This window comes from Streptomyces sp. NPDC058371, from assembly GCF_042723265.1.
Classification (GTDB): Bacteria; Actinomycetota; Actinomycetes; order Streptomycetales; family Streptomycetaceae; genus Streptomyces.
The window spans coordinates 439,025-455,255 of record NZ_JBHXJC010000005.1 but is presented as its reverse complement, the minus strand read 5'-3'; the positions used below and the strand labels follow the sequence as shown (position 1 = coordinate 455,255).

12 protein-coding genes and 1 riboswitch are annotated in these 16,231 nt (G+C 72.5%); of the genes, 10 read left to right on the top strand and 2 right to left on the bottom strand.

All coding sequences use genetic code 11. From position 1 onward, the window contains the following. Positions 1 to 284 precede the first annotated feature (284 nt). Both ACFWM2_RS19335 and ACFWM2_RS19330 read right to left on the bottom strand, forming a co-directional pair. The gene (locus ACFWM2_RS19335; protein WP_383280881.1) at positions 285 to 1,412 is read right to left on the bottom strand and encodes an alpha/beta hydrolase; all 1,128 of its coding nucleotides are present in this window, start codon (positions 1,410 to 1,412) and stop codon (positions 285 to 287) included. 198 nt (positions 1,413 to 1,610) lie between these two features. After that, positions 1,611 to 2,342, bottom strand: coding sequence for a class II aldolase/adducin family protein (locus ACFWM2_RS19330; protein ID WP_383280878.1), 732 nt, complete (start codon positions 2,340 to 2,342; stop codon positions 1,611 to 1,613). 196 nt (positions 2,343 to 2,538) lie between these two features. Between ACFWM2_RS19330 and ACFWM2_RS19325 the strand changes: the two genes are divergently transcribed. The 10 genes from ACFWM2_RS19325 to cobI all read left to right on the top strand — a co-directional run bounded on the left by ACFWM2_RS19325 (position 2,539) and on the right by cobI (position 16,193). Then, a complete protein-coding gene (locus ACFWM2_RS19325) occupies positions 2,539 to 3,279 on the top strand; it encodes a lysozyme (protein ID WP_383280875.1) in 741 nt (246 codons plus the stop codon). 176 nt (positions 3,280 to 3,455) lie between these two features. Continuing rightward, a complete protein-coding gene (locus ACFWM2_RS19320) occupies positions 3,456 to 4,721 on the top strand; it encodes an anion permease (RefSeq protein WP_383280872.1) in 1,266 nt (421 codons plus the stop codon). 12 nt (positions 4,722 to 4,733) lie between these two features. Next, positions 4,734 to 4,955 (top strand): hypothetical protein, encoded by a 222-nt coding sequence (locus ACFWM2_RS19315; protein ID WP_383280869.1) that lies wholly within the window; start codon positions 4,734 to 4,736, stop codon positions 4,953 to 4,955. Between the two features lie 147 nt (positions 4,956 to 5,102). Continuing rightward, a riboswitch (cobalamin riboswitch) is annotated at positions 5,103 to 5,246 on the top strand. Between the two features lie 99 nt (positions 5,247 to 5,345). Then, entirely contained in the window at positions 5,346 to 6,296 is a 951-nt protein-coding gene (locus ACFWM2_RS19310) for a cobalamin biosynthesis protein (protein WP_383280866.1), read from the top strand. Beyond that, positions 6,293 to 7,825: a cobyric acid synthase gene (locus ACFWM2_RS19305; RefSeq protein WP_383280863.1), complete on the top strand. Its 1,533-nt coding sequence runs from the start codon at positions 6,293 to 6,295 to the stop codon at positions 7,823 to 7,825. The genes ACFWM2_RS19310 and ACFWM2_RS19305 overlap by 4 nt, the downstream gene beginning before the upstream one ends. After that, a complete protein-coding gene (cobN, locus tag ACFWM2_RS19300) occupies positions 7,822 to 11,490 on the top strand; it encodes a cobaltochelatase subunit CobN (RefSeq protein WP_383280860.1) in 3,669 nt (1,222 codons plus the stop codon). Before ACFWM2_RS19305 ends, cobN begins: the two co-directional genes overlap by 4 nt. Further along, on the top strand, positions 11,487 to 13,508 hold the full coding sequence (locus ACFWM2_RS19295) for a putative cobaltochelatase (protein WP_383280858.1): 2,022 nt from the start codon (positions 11,487 to 11,489) through the stop codon (positions 13,506 to 13,508). Before cobN ends, ACFWM2_RS19295 begins: the two co-directional genes overlap by 4 nt. Continuing rightward, positions 13,508 to 14,107 carry a cob(I)yrinic acid a,c-diamide adenosyltransferase gene (gene cobO / locus ACFWM2_RS19290; RefSeq protein ID WP_383280855.1) on the top strand — a complete coding sequence of 200 codons (600 nt, stop codon included), beginning with the start codon at positions 13,508 to 13,510 and terminating at the stop codon, positions 14,105 to 14,107. Before ACFWM2_RS19295 ends, cobO begins: the two co-directional genes overlap by 1 nt. Continuing rightward, positions 14,107 to 15,465 (top strand): cobyrinate a,c-diamide synthase, encoded by a 1,359-nt coding sequence (locus tag ACFWM2_RS19285; RefSeq protein ID WP_383280852.1) that lies wholly within the window; start codon positions 14,107 to 14,109, stop codon positions 15,463 to 15,465. Before cobO ends, ACFWM2_RS19285 begins: the two co-directional genes overlap by 1 nt. Beyond that, positions 15,462 to 16,193, top strand: a complete 732-nt coding sequence (cobI, locus tag ACFWM2_RS19280) for a precorrin-2 C(20)-methyltransferase (protein ID WP_383280850.1) — start codon at positions 15,462 to 15,464, stop codon at positions 16,191 to 16,193. The genes ACFWM2_RS19285 and cobI overlap by 4 nt, the downstream gene beginning before the upstream one ends. Positions 16,194 to 16,231 lie beyond the last annotated feature (38 nt).

Below are 16,231 nucleotides of genomic sequence, written 5' to 3'. Positions count from 1 at the left end.
GCGTCTCGGCGGACGCCCGACACCCTTGAGCCGCCTCTTGCGCGAGGCCGAAACGGAAGGAGCACCGCCGCCGCGCCGAAGCGTTTCCGCGGGCAGTCGCGGGGGCGGCTCCGAGCCGTCCGCGCGCCCCGGGTCGTCGGCCGGGAAACCGGTCGGAAGACCGTCGGGCCGTCCGCGGGGCAACCGCCGGGAGCCCTTCGCCGGCCCCGGCGGGATCTCCCCTGGACCGCCGTCCCTTGGGGGCGGGATACAGCCACCGCCCGCCGTCGGCCCGTCCGAGCCGGCTACATCAACGGGGTGAGGAACCGGCGCAGTGCCTCCTCGTAATCCGCCGGGTCGGCGTTCCACATGGCGCCGTGCGGAGCGTGCGGGACGGTGTGCAGGGTGACCCGGTCCGGGCGCCGGGCGGCGAGCCGGCGCGAGAAGTCCCAGGGGGCGATCGCGTCGTCGGGCCCGTGCAGCAGCAGGACCGGCACCTTCAGGCGGCCCGGGTCGGCGGCCTCCACGATGCGGTCGCCCTGCAGACCCGTGCGCCCCTGTGCGGCGCGGACCGCCAGGGGCAGCAGTGCGGCGGGCGTGCGCCGGGCCGAGGCCAGGGCGCGCAGCGTGGTCTCCCAGCTGAGCACGGGCGAATCGAGGACGAGCCCCGTGATGCGGTCGCGCACCGCGGAGTGCGCGGCGGCGCGCAGCGCCATGGTGGCGCCCGTGGACCAGCCGTACAGGACGATCCGTTCGGCGCCGTAGCGCACGGCGTAGCGGAGGGCGGCGTCCAGGTCGCGCCATTCGGTCTCGCCGAGGTGGTTCAGGCCGTCCTGGGGGCGGGGGGCGCCGAGGTCGCCGCGGTAGGCGACGTCGAGGACGGGGAGCTGCTGGCGGTGCAGGAACTCCATGACGTTCATGGGGTGTTCACGGGTGGCGCCGAGACCGTGCACGGTGATCACCCAGGTGTCGCGGGTGCCGGGCACGAACCAGGCGGGCAGGGCGCCGAGTTCTCCGGGGACGTTGACGTCGGCGTGGTCCAGGCCGAGCGCGGTGCTCGGATTGCCCACGTGGAGGTTCGGGGTGAGCCACACCCGGTCGCCGGGCCGGAGAGTGCCGTGGGTGACGCGCTCCAGACGGCGTACCACCGTGTCGGCGGGGTGCGGGGCGGAGTCCAGGACCGGCCCCACGACCGCGTGGGAGCCGTCACCGCTCAGGCCGTACGTTCCCGGGCGCAGCGAGGCCAGGTCGCGGGTGAGGGTGATCTGGCCGGCGGCCGTGGAGTGCACGGTGAGGCGCGGCTCGGTGGGCAGCGGCCGGCCCGGGGGCGCCTTCAGCGCGGCATCGCTGGCGTACCGGCCGGCGGCGACGGAGGCCGCGCCGGCGGCCAGGGCAACGGTGACGGCGGCGGCCGTCGCTTTGACAGTGCGCACCGGTCCAGTCTCCCGGGGGAGCCCGCTGTCGGCCAGCGGGAGGACGGACACGAGCCGGCCTTTCCCTTCCGGCCCGGGACCTCGTCTTACGGGTGCGCGTGCTCGGCACCGCAGGACCAGCGCGTCTCGGCACGCCGCAGGACCGGCGCGTCTCGGCCGAGCGCCGTCGAGGACCGGGGCTGATCCGAACGGACCCCCCTAGCCCGGCTGGCCGTACCCCCGCAGCCGCTCCCCCGCCTGCTCCGCCTGTTCCTGGGTGAGGAGGTTCGGGGTCAGGCCCGGTACTGAGGACGCCGTCAGCCAGACGCGGCACATCCACTCCAGCTGGGCGGTGCGGTCGTAGGCCTGGGTGAGGCTGGTGCCGTAGGTGACGGTGCCGTGGTTCTGGAGGAGGCAGCCGGAGCGGTCGGCGAGGGCCCGGAGCATGTTCTCGGCCAACTCCTGTGTGCCGTAGGTCGCATAGGGGGCAACCCGGACCGGTCCGCCGAGCGCTCCGGACATGTAGTGGATCAGCGGGAGCTCCGGTACGAGCGTCGAGACGGCCGTCGCGTGGACGGCGTGGGTGTGCACGACGGCGCGCGCGCCGGTGGTGCGGTAGACGGCGAGGTGCATGGGCAGTTCGCTCGTCGGCACGAGCGTGCCGCGCAGCTGCCGGCCGTCCAGGTCGACGGCGACGACGTCCGCGGACGTCAGCCGGTCGTAGGGCACTCCCGACGGCGTGACCAGGACCGTGTCCCCGACGCGGACCGAGACGTTGCCCGACGTACCGACGACCAGCCCGTCGGACACGGTCCGGCGGGCTGTCGCCACGAGCTCGTCCCAGGCACGCTCCACCGCCCCCGGCGCACCCGGCCCACGCGCGCCCTGTGCGTCCTCCCGCCCACCCCGGTCGTCCCCGTCGTCCCCTGTGTCACGCCGCTGTTCAGCCATGGCGCGATCCTGCCAGGAGGGCGCGTCAACACCGTGCCGGGCGGGGGCACTTTAGAGGTCAACGCCGGCCCCCGGCAGAGCGCATACAGCCACACATCGCCCTCGCCGTGCGATTGGCCGGTGTGGGACCGGAACCCGGTGATCTTCCAGTAACCTCTGGGGGATTTGTCGCGCACGTCGCCATCCGGGGGGAAATATGGCCCGTGATCACAAACCGTTCCGCCATCGCGCCTGCGCCGTCGCGGCCTCCGCGGCGGCGCTGGCCGTCGCGGGGACCCTGCTCGCCGGGAATCCAGCCTCGGGGGCGGCCGCACCGCGCGGACACGACGTCTCCTCGCACCAGAAGAACGTCGACTGGCCGAAGGCACGCGCGAAGGGCGCCAGGTTCGTCTACGTCAAGGCGACCGAGTCCACCACCTACCGCAACCCCTACTTCAGCGGGCAGTACGACGGTTCGCGCGCCGCGGGCCTGCTGCGGGGCGCCTATCACTTCGCGCTGCCGGACAGGTCGTCCGGCGGGGCGCAGGCCGCGTACTTCGTGCGCAACGGCGGCACCTGGCGCGCGGACGGCTGGACGCTGCCGCCCGCGCTCGACATCGAGTACAACCCGTACGGCAAGAAGTGCTACGGCCTGAGCAGGACCGCGATGGTGAAGTGGATCAAGGCGTTCAGCGACGAGGTCAAGCGGGCGACCGGCCGTCGACCGGTGATCTACACGACCACCCACTGGTGGAACGACTGCACCGGCGCCAGCCGCGCCTTCGCCTCGAACCACGCCCTGTGGCTCGCCCGCTACGACTCGGCCGACCCCGGAACGCTGCCCGCAGGCTGGACGTTCTGGACGTTCTGGCAGTACGACAACAGTGGCAGCCTTCCTGGTGACCAGAATCTCTTCAACGGATCCCTGGCGCGGCTGAAGACGTTCGCGAAGGGGTAGCAGCCGCGCCGGAGCCCAATATTCCGGCTCTGTTCGACACACGAGCCGCCGCTTCGACACAAGTGGAGTGGCGACACGCCGATTGGGTCACTCCTCCGCCCGCCCCAGTTCATCTTCCGTTCACCCAGGTTGCCTACGGTCCTTGTGCCACTGACGTCAAACAGAAGCCTGGGTAAATGGAACACATCACGCTTCTCCTCGGGATCGTGATCGTCACCGCTCTCGTGTTCGATTTCACGAACGGTTTCCACGACACTGCCAACGCGATGGCGACGACCATCTCGACCGGCGCTCTGAAACCCAAGACGGCGGTGGCCATGTCCGCCGTGCTGAACCTGGTCGGCGCATTCCTCTCCGTGGAGGTCGCCAAGACGATCTCCGGCGGCATCATCAACGAAGAGGGAATCCGCACCGAGGTGATCTTCGCGGCGCTCGTCGGCGCCATTCTCTGGAATCTGCTGACCTGGCTCCTGGGTCTGCCCTCCAGTTCCTCCCACGCACTCTTCGGCGGCCTCATCGGCGCCGCGGTCATGTCGGCCGGCTGGTCGTCGGTGAACGGCTCGACCGTCGTCAGCAAGGTCCTGATCCCCGCGGTCGCCGCTCCCCTGGTGGCCGGCCTGGCCGCACTACTGGCGACGCGCCTGTCGTACGTCATCGGCCGGCGCGCCGACGAGAAGGCGACCGCGAAGGGCTATCGCGCGGGCCAGATCGCCTCCGCGGGCCTGGTCTCGCTGGCCCACGGCACCAACGACGCGCAGAAGACCATGGGCATCATCACCCTCGCCCTGGTCACCGGCGGTGTGATCGCCCCGGACTCCAACCCTCCCACCTGGGTCATCGTCTCGGCCGGTATGGCCATCGCGCTCGGCACCTACCTCGGCGGCTGGCGCATCATCCGCACGATGGGCAAGGGCCTCACCGACCTCGCCCCGCAGCAGGGCTTCGCCGCCCAGACCAGCGCGGCCACGGTCATCCTGGCCTCCTCGCACCTGGGCTTCTCGCTCTCCACCACCCAGTCCTGCTCCGGCGCGGTGATGGGCGCCGGCCTCGGCCGCAAGGGCGGGGTCGTCCGCTGGTCGACCGCGACCCGGATGTTCGTCGCCTGGGGTCTGACGCTGCCGGCCGCCGGGCTCGTCGGCGCCGGCGCGGAGTTCCTCACCCAGCAGGGCACCTGGGGCATCGTCGCCACGGGCGCGCTGCTCCTGACCGGAGCCGGCGTCATCTGGACGCTGTCGCGCCGCAAGCCGGTCACCATCGACAACGTGAACGACGTCGACGCCGAGCCCGCGGGCGTCGTCACGACCGCGATCATCGCTGTCACCCCGCCGCCTGCGGGCCCGATCGCCACGGTCGGCGCCGATCTCGACGCCCACCTGATGACGACCATCCCGGCGCCGGACCCCGGCCCCTCCGCCGAGCCCACCCGCCCGGCCACGGTCTAAGGAACGAACAGCATGCACATCGACTGGGCAGCCCTCGGCTCCGTCTTCGGAGTCAGCCTCGTGGCCACCGTGGCCCTCGTCGGCCTCTTCACCCTGGGCGTCGTCGGCCTCGCCAAGCGCGAGTCCGCCTCGGCACAGGGCGGTTCGGCCGCCTTCGCGGTCACCGGCGCGTACGCCTGCTTCGCCGCCTGCGCGGCGGCGGTGGCGTACGGCATCTATCTGATCGTCGCCTGACACCCGGAAGGACTCGGGAGCCGGATACCCAAAACCGGCGAAAAGCGCATCACTTCACGTGGGGTGCGGGACGGATCGACGTCCCGCACCCCACGCGTGTGTGGGCCTTCGCACACTCTCCCTCCGCAGGTCAACAGCAAGTTGACGGGTGTTCTCACCCCGTGGTGGACTGCCGGAGCCAAGTACGGCGGCAGGAGAGGAAGCCGGTGCGAATCCGGCGCGGTCCCGCCACTGTCACCGGGGAAGAGAATCCCCGGGAGCCAGGAACTCTCACCGCCGGTCTCGTCGAACCAGGGCGTGGACACCCTGAGTGAGGACATATCGCCATGCGCGGCTGCCCCAATGCGTTGAGTACCCCGGTCCGAGCCGACGTTCCGGTCGGCTGAACCGATGCGTGCCGATCGCGTCTTCGCGTACGGCACCGCCGCCGGCCTCCTCGGTGACCTGCTCCTCGGCGATCCCCGCCGCGGGCACCCGGTCGCCGTCTTCGGGCGGGCCGCGGGTGCCGTGGAGCGGACGTTGTGGCGCGACCACCGCGGGTGGGGCGCACTGCACACCGCCGTCTGCGCGGGCGGTGCCGCCGGGCTCGCCGCCCTCGCGAGCCGTTCCCTGCGAAGCTCCGGTGCCGCCTCCCTCGCGCTGACCGCCACCGCCACCTGGGCCGTCGTGGGCGGGACCTCCCTCGCCCGGGAGGCCCGGGCGATCGGCGGTGCGCTGGCGGCCGGGGACATCGAGGTGGCCCGGGAGCGGCTGCCGCATCTGTGCGGGCGGGATCCTCAGGCACTCGACGCGGACGGAATCGCGCGTGCCGTCGTCGAGTCCGTGGCCGAGAACACCTCCGACGCCGTGGTGGGAGCGCTCGTGTGGGGCGCCGTGGCCGGTGTGCCCGGGCTGGCCGGCTTCCGGGCCGTCAACACACTGGACGCCATGGTCGGGCACAGGTCCGCCAAGTACCGCCGCTTCGGCTGGGCTTCGGCGCGGCTCGACGACGTCATGGGGTGGCCCGGCGCCCGGCTGACCGCCGTACTCGCCGCCGTCGCGGGCAGCGACCCGCGCGGCGCCGTACGCGCCTGGCGCGAGGACGCCGGCCGGCACCCCAGTCCCAACGCCGGCCCCGTCGAAGCCTCGTTCGCGGGCGCGCTCGGCGTGCGGCTCGGCGGCACCCTCGCGTACGGGGGCCGGGTCGAGCACCGGCCCGTCCTCAACGAGACCGGGCGGGCCGTCGAAGTCGCCGACATCGAGCGGGCCGTACGGCTGTCGCGGCGGGTGAGCACGCTCGCCCTGGCTGCCTGTACCGCCGGACAACTGCTGTTCAAGAGCAAGAGGGGGGCCGCGTCATGAGCGGCGGACTGCTGATCGCCGGAACGACCTCCGACGCAGGCAAGAGCGTCGTGACCGCCGGGATCTGCCGGTGGCTGGTGCGCCAGGGTGTGAAGGTCGCGCCCTTCAAGGCGCAGAACATGTCCCTGAACTCGTTCGTCACGCGCGAGGGCGCCGAGATCGGACGGGCCCAGGCCATGCAGGCCCAGGCCGCCCGGGTGGAGCCCACCGCGCAGATGAACCCGGTACTGCTGAAGCCGGGCGGTGACCGCAGCAGCCAAGTGGTGCTGATGGGCAGGCCGGTGGGCGAGATGACCGCGCGCGGCTATCACGGCGGACGCCAGGAGGCACTGCTCGGGACCGTCCTCGACTGTCTGGCCGAGTTGCGGGGCACGTATGACGCGGTGATCTGTGAAGGGGCAGGCAGCCCGGCCGAGATCAATCTGCGGCGGACCGACATCGTGAACATGGGGATCGCGCGGAACGCGCGGCTGCCCGTGCTCGTGGTCGGGGACATCGACCGCGGCGGTGTCTTCGCGTCCTTCTTCGGGACGGTCGCGCTGCTGAGCCGCGCGGACCAGGAGCTCGTCGCCGGGTTCCTGGTCAACAAGTTCCGCGGCGACGTCTCCCTGCTGGAACCGGGGCTCGACATGCTCCGGGGCCTGACCGGACGGCCCTCTTACGGCGTGCTGCCGTTCCGGCACGGTCTGGGGATCGACGAGGAGGACGGGCTGCGGGTGTCGCTGCGCGGGACCGTGCGCGAGTCCGTGGTGGCACCCCCCGTCGGCGCGGACGTGCTGCGCGTCGCCGTCTGCGCGGTCCCGCTGATGTCCAACTTCACGGACGTGGACGCGCTGGCCGCCGAGCCGGGTGTCGTCGTGCGGTTCGTGGACCGGGCCGAGGAGTTGGCCGACGCGGACCTCGTCGTCGTCCCGGGGACCCGGGGGACGGTGAAGGCGCTGGCGTGGCTGCGGGAGCGCGGGCTCGCCGACGCGATCGCGCGCCGGGCCGCCGAGGGGCGGCCGGTGCTCGGGATCTGCGGCGGCTTCCAGGTCCTCGGCGAGCACATCGAGGACGAGGTCGAGTCGCGGGCGGGACACGTCGACGGACTCGGGCTGCTGCCCGTACGGGTGCGGTTCGCGCGGGAGAAGACGCTGACCCGGCCCGTGGGGGAAGCGCTCGGCGAACCCGTCGAGGGGTACGAGATCCACCACGGCGTCGCCGAAGTAACCGGCGGAGAAGCGTTCATCTCTGATGGCAATGGGCACAGCTTGGACGGCTGCCGGGTCGGCGCCGTCTGGGGCACGCACTGGCACGGCTCACTGGAGTCGGACGGCTTCCGGCGTGCCTTTCTGCGCGAGGTGGCGGCCGCCGCGGGGCGTCGCTTCGTGCCGGCCGCCGACACGTCGTTCGCGGCGCTGCGCGAGGAGCAGCTGGACCGGCTCGGCGATCTGATCGAGGAACACGCGGACACGGACGCGCTGTGGCGGCTCATCGAGTCGGGCGCGCCGCAAGGACTGCCTTTCATTCCACCGGGAGCGCCCGCATGAGCACAGTGTTGTTGTTGTCGACCGCCGACACGGACCTACTGGCGGCCCGGGCCTCCGGCGCCGCGTACCGGATCGGCAATCCGACCCGCGTGGATGTCGCGGAGGAGTTGCCCGCGCTCGTCGCGGGGGCGGACATCGTCGTCGTACGACTGCTCGGCGGCAAGCGGGCCTGGGAGGACGGGCTCGCCTTCCTGAAGGCGTCCGGCATCCCGACCGTGCTGCTGGGTGGGGAGACCGTCCCCGACGCCGAGTTGATGGCCGAGTCGTCGGTGCCGGCCGGCGTCGTCGCGGAGGCGCTGCGCTATCTCGTGGAGGGCGGCCCGGACAATCTGACCGAGCTGACGCGTTTCCTCTCGGACACCGTGCTGCTGACCGGCGAGGGCTTCGAAGAGCCGCGGAAGACGGCGGAGTACGGCGTGAGCGGCGAGCGCCCGTTCATCGAGGGCCGTCCGACGATCGGCGTGCTCTTCTACCGGGCCCACGAGCTGTCCGGCAACACCGCCTTCGTCGACACGCTCTGCGACGCGATCGAGGCCCGGGGCGCCAACGCCCTTGCCGTGTACTGCGGTTCGCTGCGCGGTGCCGACTCCGGTCTGTACGAGATCCTCGGGAAGGCCGACGCGCTGGTCGCCACCGTGCTCGCCGCGGGCGGCACCCATGCCTCGCAGGCGTCGGCGGGCGGCGACGAGGAGGCCTGGGACATCGGGGCGCTCGCCGATCTCGACATCCCGGTCCTGCAAGGGCTGTGCCTGACCTCGTCGCACGCCGCGTGGGACGCGTCGGACGCCGCCGTCTCCCCCATGGACGCGGCGATGCAGGTCGCGATCCCGGAGTTCGACGGGCGGCTCATCACGGTCCCCTTCTCCTTCAAGGAGCAGGGCCCGGACGACGTCCCGGTGTACGTCGCCGACCCCGAGCGGGCCGCGCGCGTCGCCGGAATCGCCGTGCGGCACGCCCGGCTGAAGCACAAGCCGAACGCGGAGAAGAAGCTCGCGCTCGTCTTCACCGCCTACCCGACCAAGCACTCCCGGGTCGGCAACGCGGTGGGTCTGGACACGCCCGCCTCGGCGGTACGGGTCCTCGACGCCCTCAAGGACGCCGGGTACGGGGTGACCGAATACCCCGACAACGGCGACGAGTTGATCCACCGGCTGATCGCGGCCGGCGGCCACGACGTCGAGTGGCTCACCGAGGAGCAGCTCGCCACCGCACCCGCGCGCGTGCCGCTCGCCGACTACCAGGCATGGTTCGACACGTTGGACCCCGACCTGCGGAACGGGATGCTGGAGGCGTGGGGCGAGCCGCCGGGCTCGCTGTACGTCGACGGCGACGACATCGTGCTGGCCTCCCTCCAGTTCGGGAACGTCGTCGTGATGATCCAGCCGCCGCGCGGCTTCGGCGAGAACCCGATCGCGATCTACCACGACCCGGACATGCCGCCGTCGCACCACTACATGGCGGCCTACCGGTGGCTGGAGGCTGCGACATCAGAGGGGGGCTTCGGCGCGGACGCCGTCGTCCACATGGGCAAGCACGGCACGATGGAATGGCTGCCCGGCAAGGGACTTGGCCTCAGCAGCGGCTGCGCGCCCGACGCCGTACTCGGTGAACTCCCGCTCATCTACCCCTTCATCGTCAACGACCCCGGCGAGGGCACCCAGGCCAAGCGGCGCGGGCACGCCACGGTCGTCGACCACCTCGTGCCGCCGATGGCACGCGCGGACACGTACGGCGACCTGGCGAAGCTGGAGCAGCTCCTCGACGAGTACGCGCTCGTGTCCGACCTGGACCCGACGAAGGCGCCGGCCGTGCGCGCGCAGATCTGGACGCTGGTCAAGGCGGCCGAGCTGCACCACGACCTGCATGTCGACGACCAGCCGGACGACGACGACTTCGACTCGTTCGTCATGCACATCGACGGCTATCTGTGCGAGATCAAGGACGTGCAGATCCGCGACGGTCTGCACATTCTCGGCGGCGGCCCGGAGGCCGAGCCGCGGGTCAACCTCGTACTGGCCGTCCTGCGCGCCTCCCAGGTGTGGGGCGGCACGGCCAACGCGCTGCCCGGTCTGCGGGCCTGTCTCGCCGAGCACTTCGGGCTGGTCGAGAAGGAGTTGCTGGGCGAGCCCGGTGCGCCGGTGAAGGTGCCGGACGGGCTGACCTCGCTGGTCCAAGGGCCCGCCCGCACGGGCGCCGACGCCATCGACCTCCTCGAGCAGCTGTGCCGCCGGTTCGCGGAGGGCATGGAGGAGCGCGATTGGGACACGGCGGCCGTGCCCGCTCTCGTGCGCGAGGTGGTGGGCGTCGAACTCCCGGACGCCGTGGCCGTGCTGGAGTTCGCGTGCCGTGAGGTGGTGCCCCGGCTGGCCCGTACGACGGACGAGATCACCCACATCCTCAAGGCACTTGACGGCGGTTACATCCCGGCGGGTCCTTCGGGCTCCCCCACGCGCGGGCTCGTGAACGTCCTGCCGACCGGCCGCAACTTCTACTCGGTCGACCCCAAGGCGATCCCGTCCAGGCTGAGTTGGGAGGTCGGGCAGTCACTCGCGGACTCGCTGATCCAGCGGTACCTGAGCGACACCGGCGCGTACCCGACGTCCGTCGGCCTCACCGTGTGGGGCACCTCCGCCATGCGCACCCAGGGCGACGACATCGCGGAGATCCTCGCGCTGCTCGGCTGCCGCCCGGTGTGGGACGACGCGTCGCGCCGCGTGACGGGCTTCGAGATCGTGGGCCTTGAGGAGTTGGGCCGGCCGCGCATCGACGTCACGGTCCGCATCTCCGGGTTCTTCCGGGACGCGTTCCCGCACGTGGTCGGCCTCATCGACGACGCGGTACGCGCGGTGGCCGAACTGGACGAGCCCGCCGAGGGCAACTACGTACGCAAGCACGCCGACGAGGACACCGCCGAGCACGGCGACCGGCGGCGCGCGACGGCTCGTATCTTCGGGTCGAAGCCGGGCGCGTACGGCGCCGGGCTGCTGCCGCTCATCGACGCGCGGAACTGGCGCTCGGACGCCGACCTCGCCGAGGTGTACGCGGTCTGGGGCGGTTACGCCTACGGGCGCGGGCTCGACGGGCGGGCCGCACGCGGCGACATGGAGACCGCGTTCAAGCGCATCGCCGTCGCGGCCAAGAACGTCGACACCCGCGAGCACGACCTCGTCGACGCGGACGACTACTTCCAGTACCACGGCGGCATGGTCGCCATGGTCCGCCACCTGACGGGCACCTCCCCCGAGGCGTATGTCGGTGACTCCGCCACGCCCGACCAGGTGAAGACCCGCACGCTGGGCGAGGAGACGCACCGGGTGTTCCGCGCCCGGGTCGTCAACCCCCGCTGGATGGCGGCGATGCGGCGCCACGGCTACAAGGGTGCCTTCGAGATGGCGGCGACCGTCGACTACCTCTTCGGGTACGACGCCACGGCCGGGGTCGTCGACGACTGGATGTACGAGAAGCTCAGCGCGGAGTACGTCTTCGACCCGGAGAACCAGGACTTCATGAAGAAGTCCAACCCCTGGGCGCTGCGCGGGATCACGGAACGGCTGCTCGAAGCGGCCGACCGAGGGCTGTGGGCCGAGCCGGACGCGGACACGCTGGAGCGGCTGCGCGCCACCTATCTGGAGCTCGAAGGCGATTTGGAGGGCGACGACCAGTGAGTACTCCCTTTCCGTTCACGGCCGTGGTCGGCCAGGACGACCTGCGGCTCGCGCTGCTGCTGAACGCCGTGTCGCCCGCGGTCGGCGGTGTGCTGGTCCGCGGCGAGAAGGGCACCGCCAAGTCCACGGCCGTACGCGCCCTTTCGGCTCTCGTGCCGGAGGTGGACGTCGTCGCGGGGTGCCGTTTCTCGTGTGCGCCCGGCGCTCCGGACCCGGCGTGCCCGGACGGGCCGCACGAGGCCGGGCCGGGTGTCCAACGCCCCGCGCGCATGGTCGAGTTGCCGGTCGGCGCGTCCGAGGACCGGCTCGTGGGCGCCCTCGACATCGAGCGGGCGCTCGCGGAGGGCGTGAAGGCCTTCGAGCCGGGCCTGCTCGCCGACGCGCACCGCGGGATCCTGTACGTCGACGAGGTGAACCTGCTCCACGACCACCTGGTCGACCTGCTCCTCGACGCGGCCGCGATGGGTGCCTCGTACGTCGAGCGTGAGGGCGTCTCCGTACGGCATGCCGCGCGTTTCCTGCTCGTCGGGACCATGAACCCCGAGGAGGGCGAACTGCGGCCGCAGTTGCTCGACCGGTTCGGGCTGACGGTCGAGGTCGCGGCCTCGCGGGAGCCCGACCAGCGGGTCGAGGTCGTCCGGCGCCGGCTCGCCTACGACGACGATCCGGAGGGCTTCGCCGCCCGCTGGGCCGACGAGGAGTCCGCCGTACGGGCCCGGATCGTGGGCGCGCGGAAGCTGCTGCCGTCCGTGCGGCTCGGGGACGGGGCGCTGCGGCAGATCGCGGCGACCTGTGCGGCCTTCGAGGTCGACGGGATGCGCGCGGACATCGTGATGGCGCGGACGGCGACCGCGCTGGCCGCGTGGGACGGGCGGACCGAGGTGCTCGCCGAGGACGTGCGGCAGGCGGCGCTGCTGGCGCTGCCGCACCGGCGGCGCCGGAACCCCTTCGACGCGCCGGGTCTCGACGAGGACAAGCTCGACGAGACGCTGGAGGAGTTCGGCGGCCAGGACGGCGACGGGGACGACGATCCCGATCCGGACGGGCCCGGTGGCGGCGGACAGCCGCCGCAGGACGGACCGGACGACGGGACCGACGACGATTCCGCACCGGAGGCGCCGGGTGACGTCCCCGCGCAGGCCGAGTCCGGCGGGGATGGGCAGCCTCAGCCGGGCGGTGAGCAGTCCCCCGTGCGCGCCGCCGAGCCCTTCCGTACGAAGGTGCTGAGCGTGCCCGGTCTCGGTGAGGGCGCGGCGGGCCGGCGCTCGCGCGCACGGACCGAACACGGCCGGACGACCGGCTCGCGGCGGCCCCAAGGGGCGCTCACCAAGCTGCACTTGGCGGCCACCGTGCAGGCGGCGGCGCCGCATCAGCTGGCGCGCGGGCGCTCCGGCCGCGGTCTCGTCGTACGGCGGGACGATCTGCGCCAGGCCACCCGCGAGGGGCGTGAGGGCAACCTCGTGCTGTTCGTCGTGGACGCCTCCGGGTCGATGGCGGCACGGCAGCGGATGAGCGCCGTGAAGGGCGCGGTGCTGTCGCTGCTGCTCGACGCCTATCAGCGGCGGGACAAGGTGGGGCTGGTGACCTTCCGCGGGTCGGCGGCCGAGGTGGCGCTGCCGCCCACCTCGTCCGTGGACGCGGCGGCGGCCCGGCTGGAGTCGCTGCCCACCGGCGGCCGGACGCCGCTGGCGGCCGGCCTGCTGCGCGCGCACGACGTGCTGCGGGTCGAGCGGCTGCGGGACGCGGCCCGGCGGCCCCTGGTCGTCCTGGTGACGGACGGGCGGGCCACGGGTGGTCCGGAGCCGGTGGCCCTCGCCGGGCGTGCGGCACGGCTCTTCGCGGCCGACGGGGTCGCCTCCGTCGTCGTCGACTGCGAGGCGGGGCCGGTACGGCTGGGGCTCGCGGGGCAGCTCGCGGGTGAGCTGGGCGGGACGGCCGTGACGCTGGACGAGCTGCGCGCGGACTCGATCGCCGGTCTTGTCAGGGATGTGCAGGGGACTTCGAGGAGGGCCGCGTAATGCCGCAGGGGCAGCCGAGTGTCGTACCGGACGACGGGCTGACGACACGTCAGCGCCGGAACCGGCCGCTGGTGGTGGTCCACACGGGCGTGGGCAAGGGCAAGTCCACCGCCGCGTTCGGGCTCGCGCTGCGTGCCTGGAACCAGGGGTGGCCCATCGGGGTGTTCCAGTTCGTCAAGTCGGCGAAGTGGAAGGTCGGCGAGGAGAACGCGCTGCGCGTGCTGGGTGCGTCCGGCGAGGGCGGGTCCGTCGACTGGCACAAGATGGGCGAGGGCTGGTCGTGGGTGCAGCGCGACTCCCAGATGGACAACGAGGAGAAGGCCCGCGAGGGGTGGGAGCAGGTCAAGCGGGACCTCGCCGCCGAGACGTACCAGCTGTACGTGCTGGACGAGTTCGCCTACCCGATGCACTGGGGCTGGGTCGACGTCGACGAGGTCGTGGCCGTGCTGCGGGACCGGCCCGGGACCCAGCATGTCGTGATCACCGGGCGCAACGCCCCCGGGAAGCTGGTGGACTTCGCCGATCTGGTCACCGACATGTCCAAGGTCAAGCATCCGATGGACGCGGGCCAGAAGGGCCAGAGGGGCATCGAGTGGTGATGTCCGTCCCTCGGCTGGTCATCGCCGCGCCCTCCTCGGGCAGCGGCAAGACCACCGTTGCCACGGGGCTGATGGCGGCCTTCGCCTCGCGGGGGCTCGCCGTCTCCCCGCACAAGGTGGGGCCCGACTACATCGACCCCGGGTATCACTCGCTCGCCACCGGGCTCGTGGGGCGGAACCTCGACGCGTATCTGTGCGGGGAGGAGTCGGTCGCGCCGCTGTTCGCGCACGGTGCGCGCGGCTGCGATCTCGCCGTCGTCGAGGGTGTGATGGGGTTGTTCGACGGGGCCGCGGCCCAGGGCGAGTTGGCGTCCACGGCCCACGTCGCGAAGCTGTTGCGGGCACCGGTGGTGCTGGTCGTGGACGCCTCGTCGCAGTCGCGGTCCGTGGCCGCGCTGGTGCACGGGTTCGCCTCCTGGGATCCCGGGGTGCGGATCGCGGGCGTGATCCTCAACAAGGTGGGGTCCGAGCGGCACGAGGCGCTGCTGCGGGAGGCTCTGGACGAGTCCGGGGTGCCCGTTCTCGGGGTGCTGCGGCGTGCTCCGCAGGTGGACACACCGTCGCGGCACCTCGGGCTGGTGCCCGTTGCCGAGCGGCGGCCCGCGGCCGTCGAGGCGGTGGCCGCGATGGCATCGCAGGTGCGGGAGGGGTGTGACCTCGATGCGCTCCTTGCGCTGGCGCGCGGTGCGCCCGCGTTGTCGGCCGCGGCGTGGGATGCGGCTGAGGCCGTGGGTCCAGCGGCGGAGCCGCTCAAGGATGCGGTGGTCGCCCTTGCCGGTGGGCCCGCGTTCACGTTCTCCTATGCCGAACATGCCGAACTGCTGACCGCCGCCGGGGCCGAGGTCGTCACCTTCGATCCGCTGCGGGACGAGCAACTTCCGGACGGGACAGCCGGTTTGGTCATCGGGGGCGGGTTCCCCGAGGTGTACGCGCCCGAGCTGTCGGCCAATGAGCCGCTGCGGCAGGCCGTCGCGGAGCTGGCGCTCAGCGGGGCACCCGTCGCCGCCGAGTGCGCCGGGCTGCTGTATCTCTCCCGTGAGCTCGACGGACAGCCCATGTGCGGCGTCCTCGACGCGAAGGCCCGGATGAGCGAGCGGCTCACCCTGGGCTACCGGGACGCCGTCGCCGTGTCGGAGAGTGTGCTCGCGGAGGCGGGAGCGCGGATGCGCGGGCACGAGTTCCACCGGACCGTGGTCGAGCCGGGCGCGGGGGTGGCTCCCGCGTGGGGTGTACGCGCCCCGGCGCCGCGGGTCGAAGGTTTCGTACAACAAGGTGTGCACGCGAGTTATCTGCACACGCACTGGGCGTCCGCGCCCGGAGTCGCCCGTCGGTTCGTGGAGAGGTGCCTGACGTCATGAGCAGCAAGCTGATCGGAGTCGGGGTCGGCCCCGGGGACCCGGAGCTGGTCACCGTCAAGGGCGTCAACGCTCTGCGGGCGGCCGAGGTCGTCGTCGTGCCCGTCATGGACACCGGTGAACGCGGGCGCGCCGAGGCGACCGTCCTGCACTACGTGCCCGAGGAGAAGGTCGTACGGGTGGTGTTCGCGCTCAACGAGCGGACCGACCGTGCGCGGCGCGAGGCGGCGTGGGACGCCGCCGGGCAGCGGGTCGCCGAGTTGCTCGGCCGGCACGCCACCGTCGCCTTCGCCACCATCGGCGACCCGAACGTGTACTCCACGTTCACCTATCTCGCCCACACCATCGGGGAGTTGGTACCGGGAACAGTGGTGGAGACCGTCCCGGGCATCACCGCCATGCAGGACCTCGCCGCCCGCTCCGGGGCCGTCCTCACGGAGGGGACGGAGCCGCTGACCCTGGTGCCGGTGACCGCCGGGGCCGCCGTGCTCAAGGACGCGCTGCACGGGCCGGGCACGGTCGTGGCGTACAAGTTCGGGCGGCAGGCGCGGGAGGTCGCGGCGGCGCTGCGCGAGACCGGTCGCCTCGACGACGCCGTGTGGGGCTCCGCGCTCGGGCTGCCCGAGGAGGCCATCCGGCCGGCCGCCGAGCTCGACGGCGGTCCGCTGCCCTACCTCTCCACGCTGATCGCGCCCGCCCCGCGCGACGGCGGGCGCGGCGGGAAACTGTGAACGCGGGGAGACGGCAGGCGCCGGCCCGCCGGGCCCAC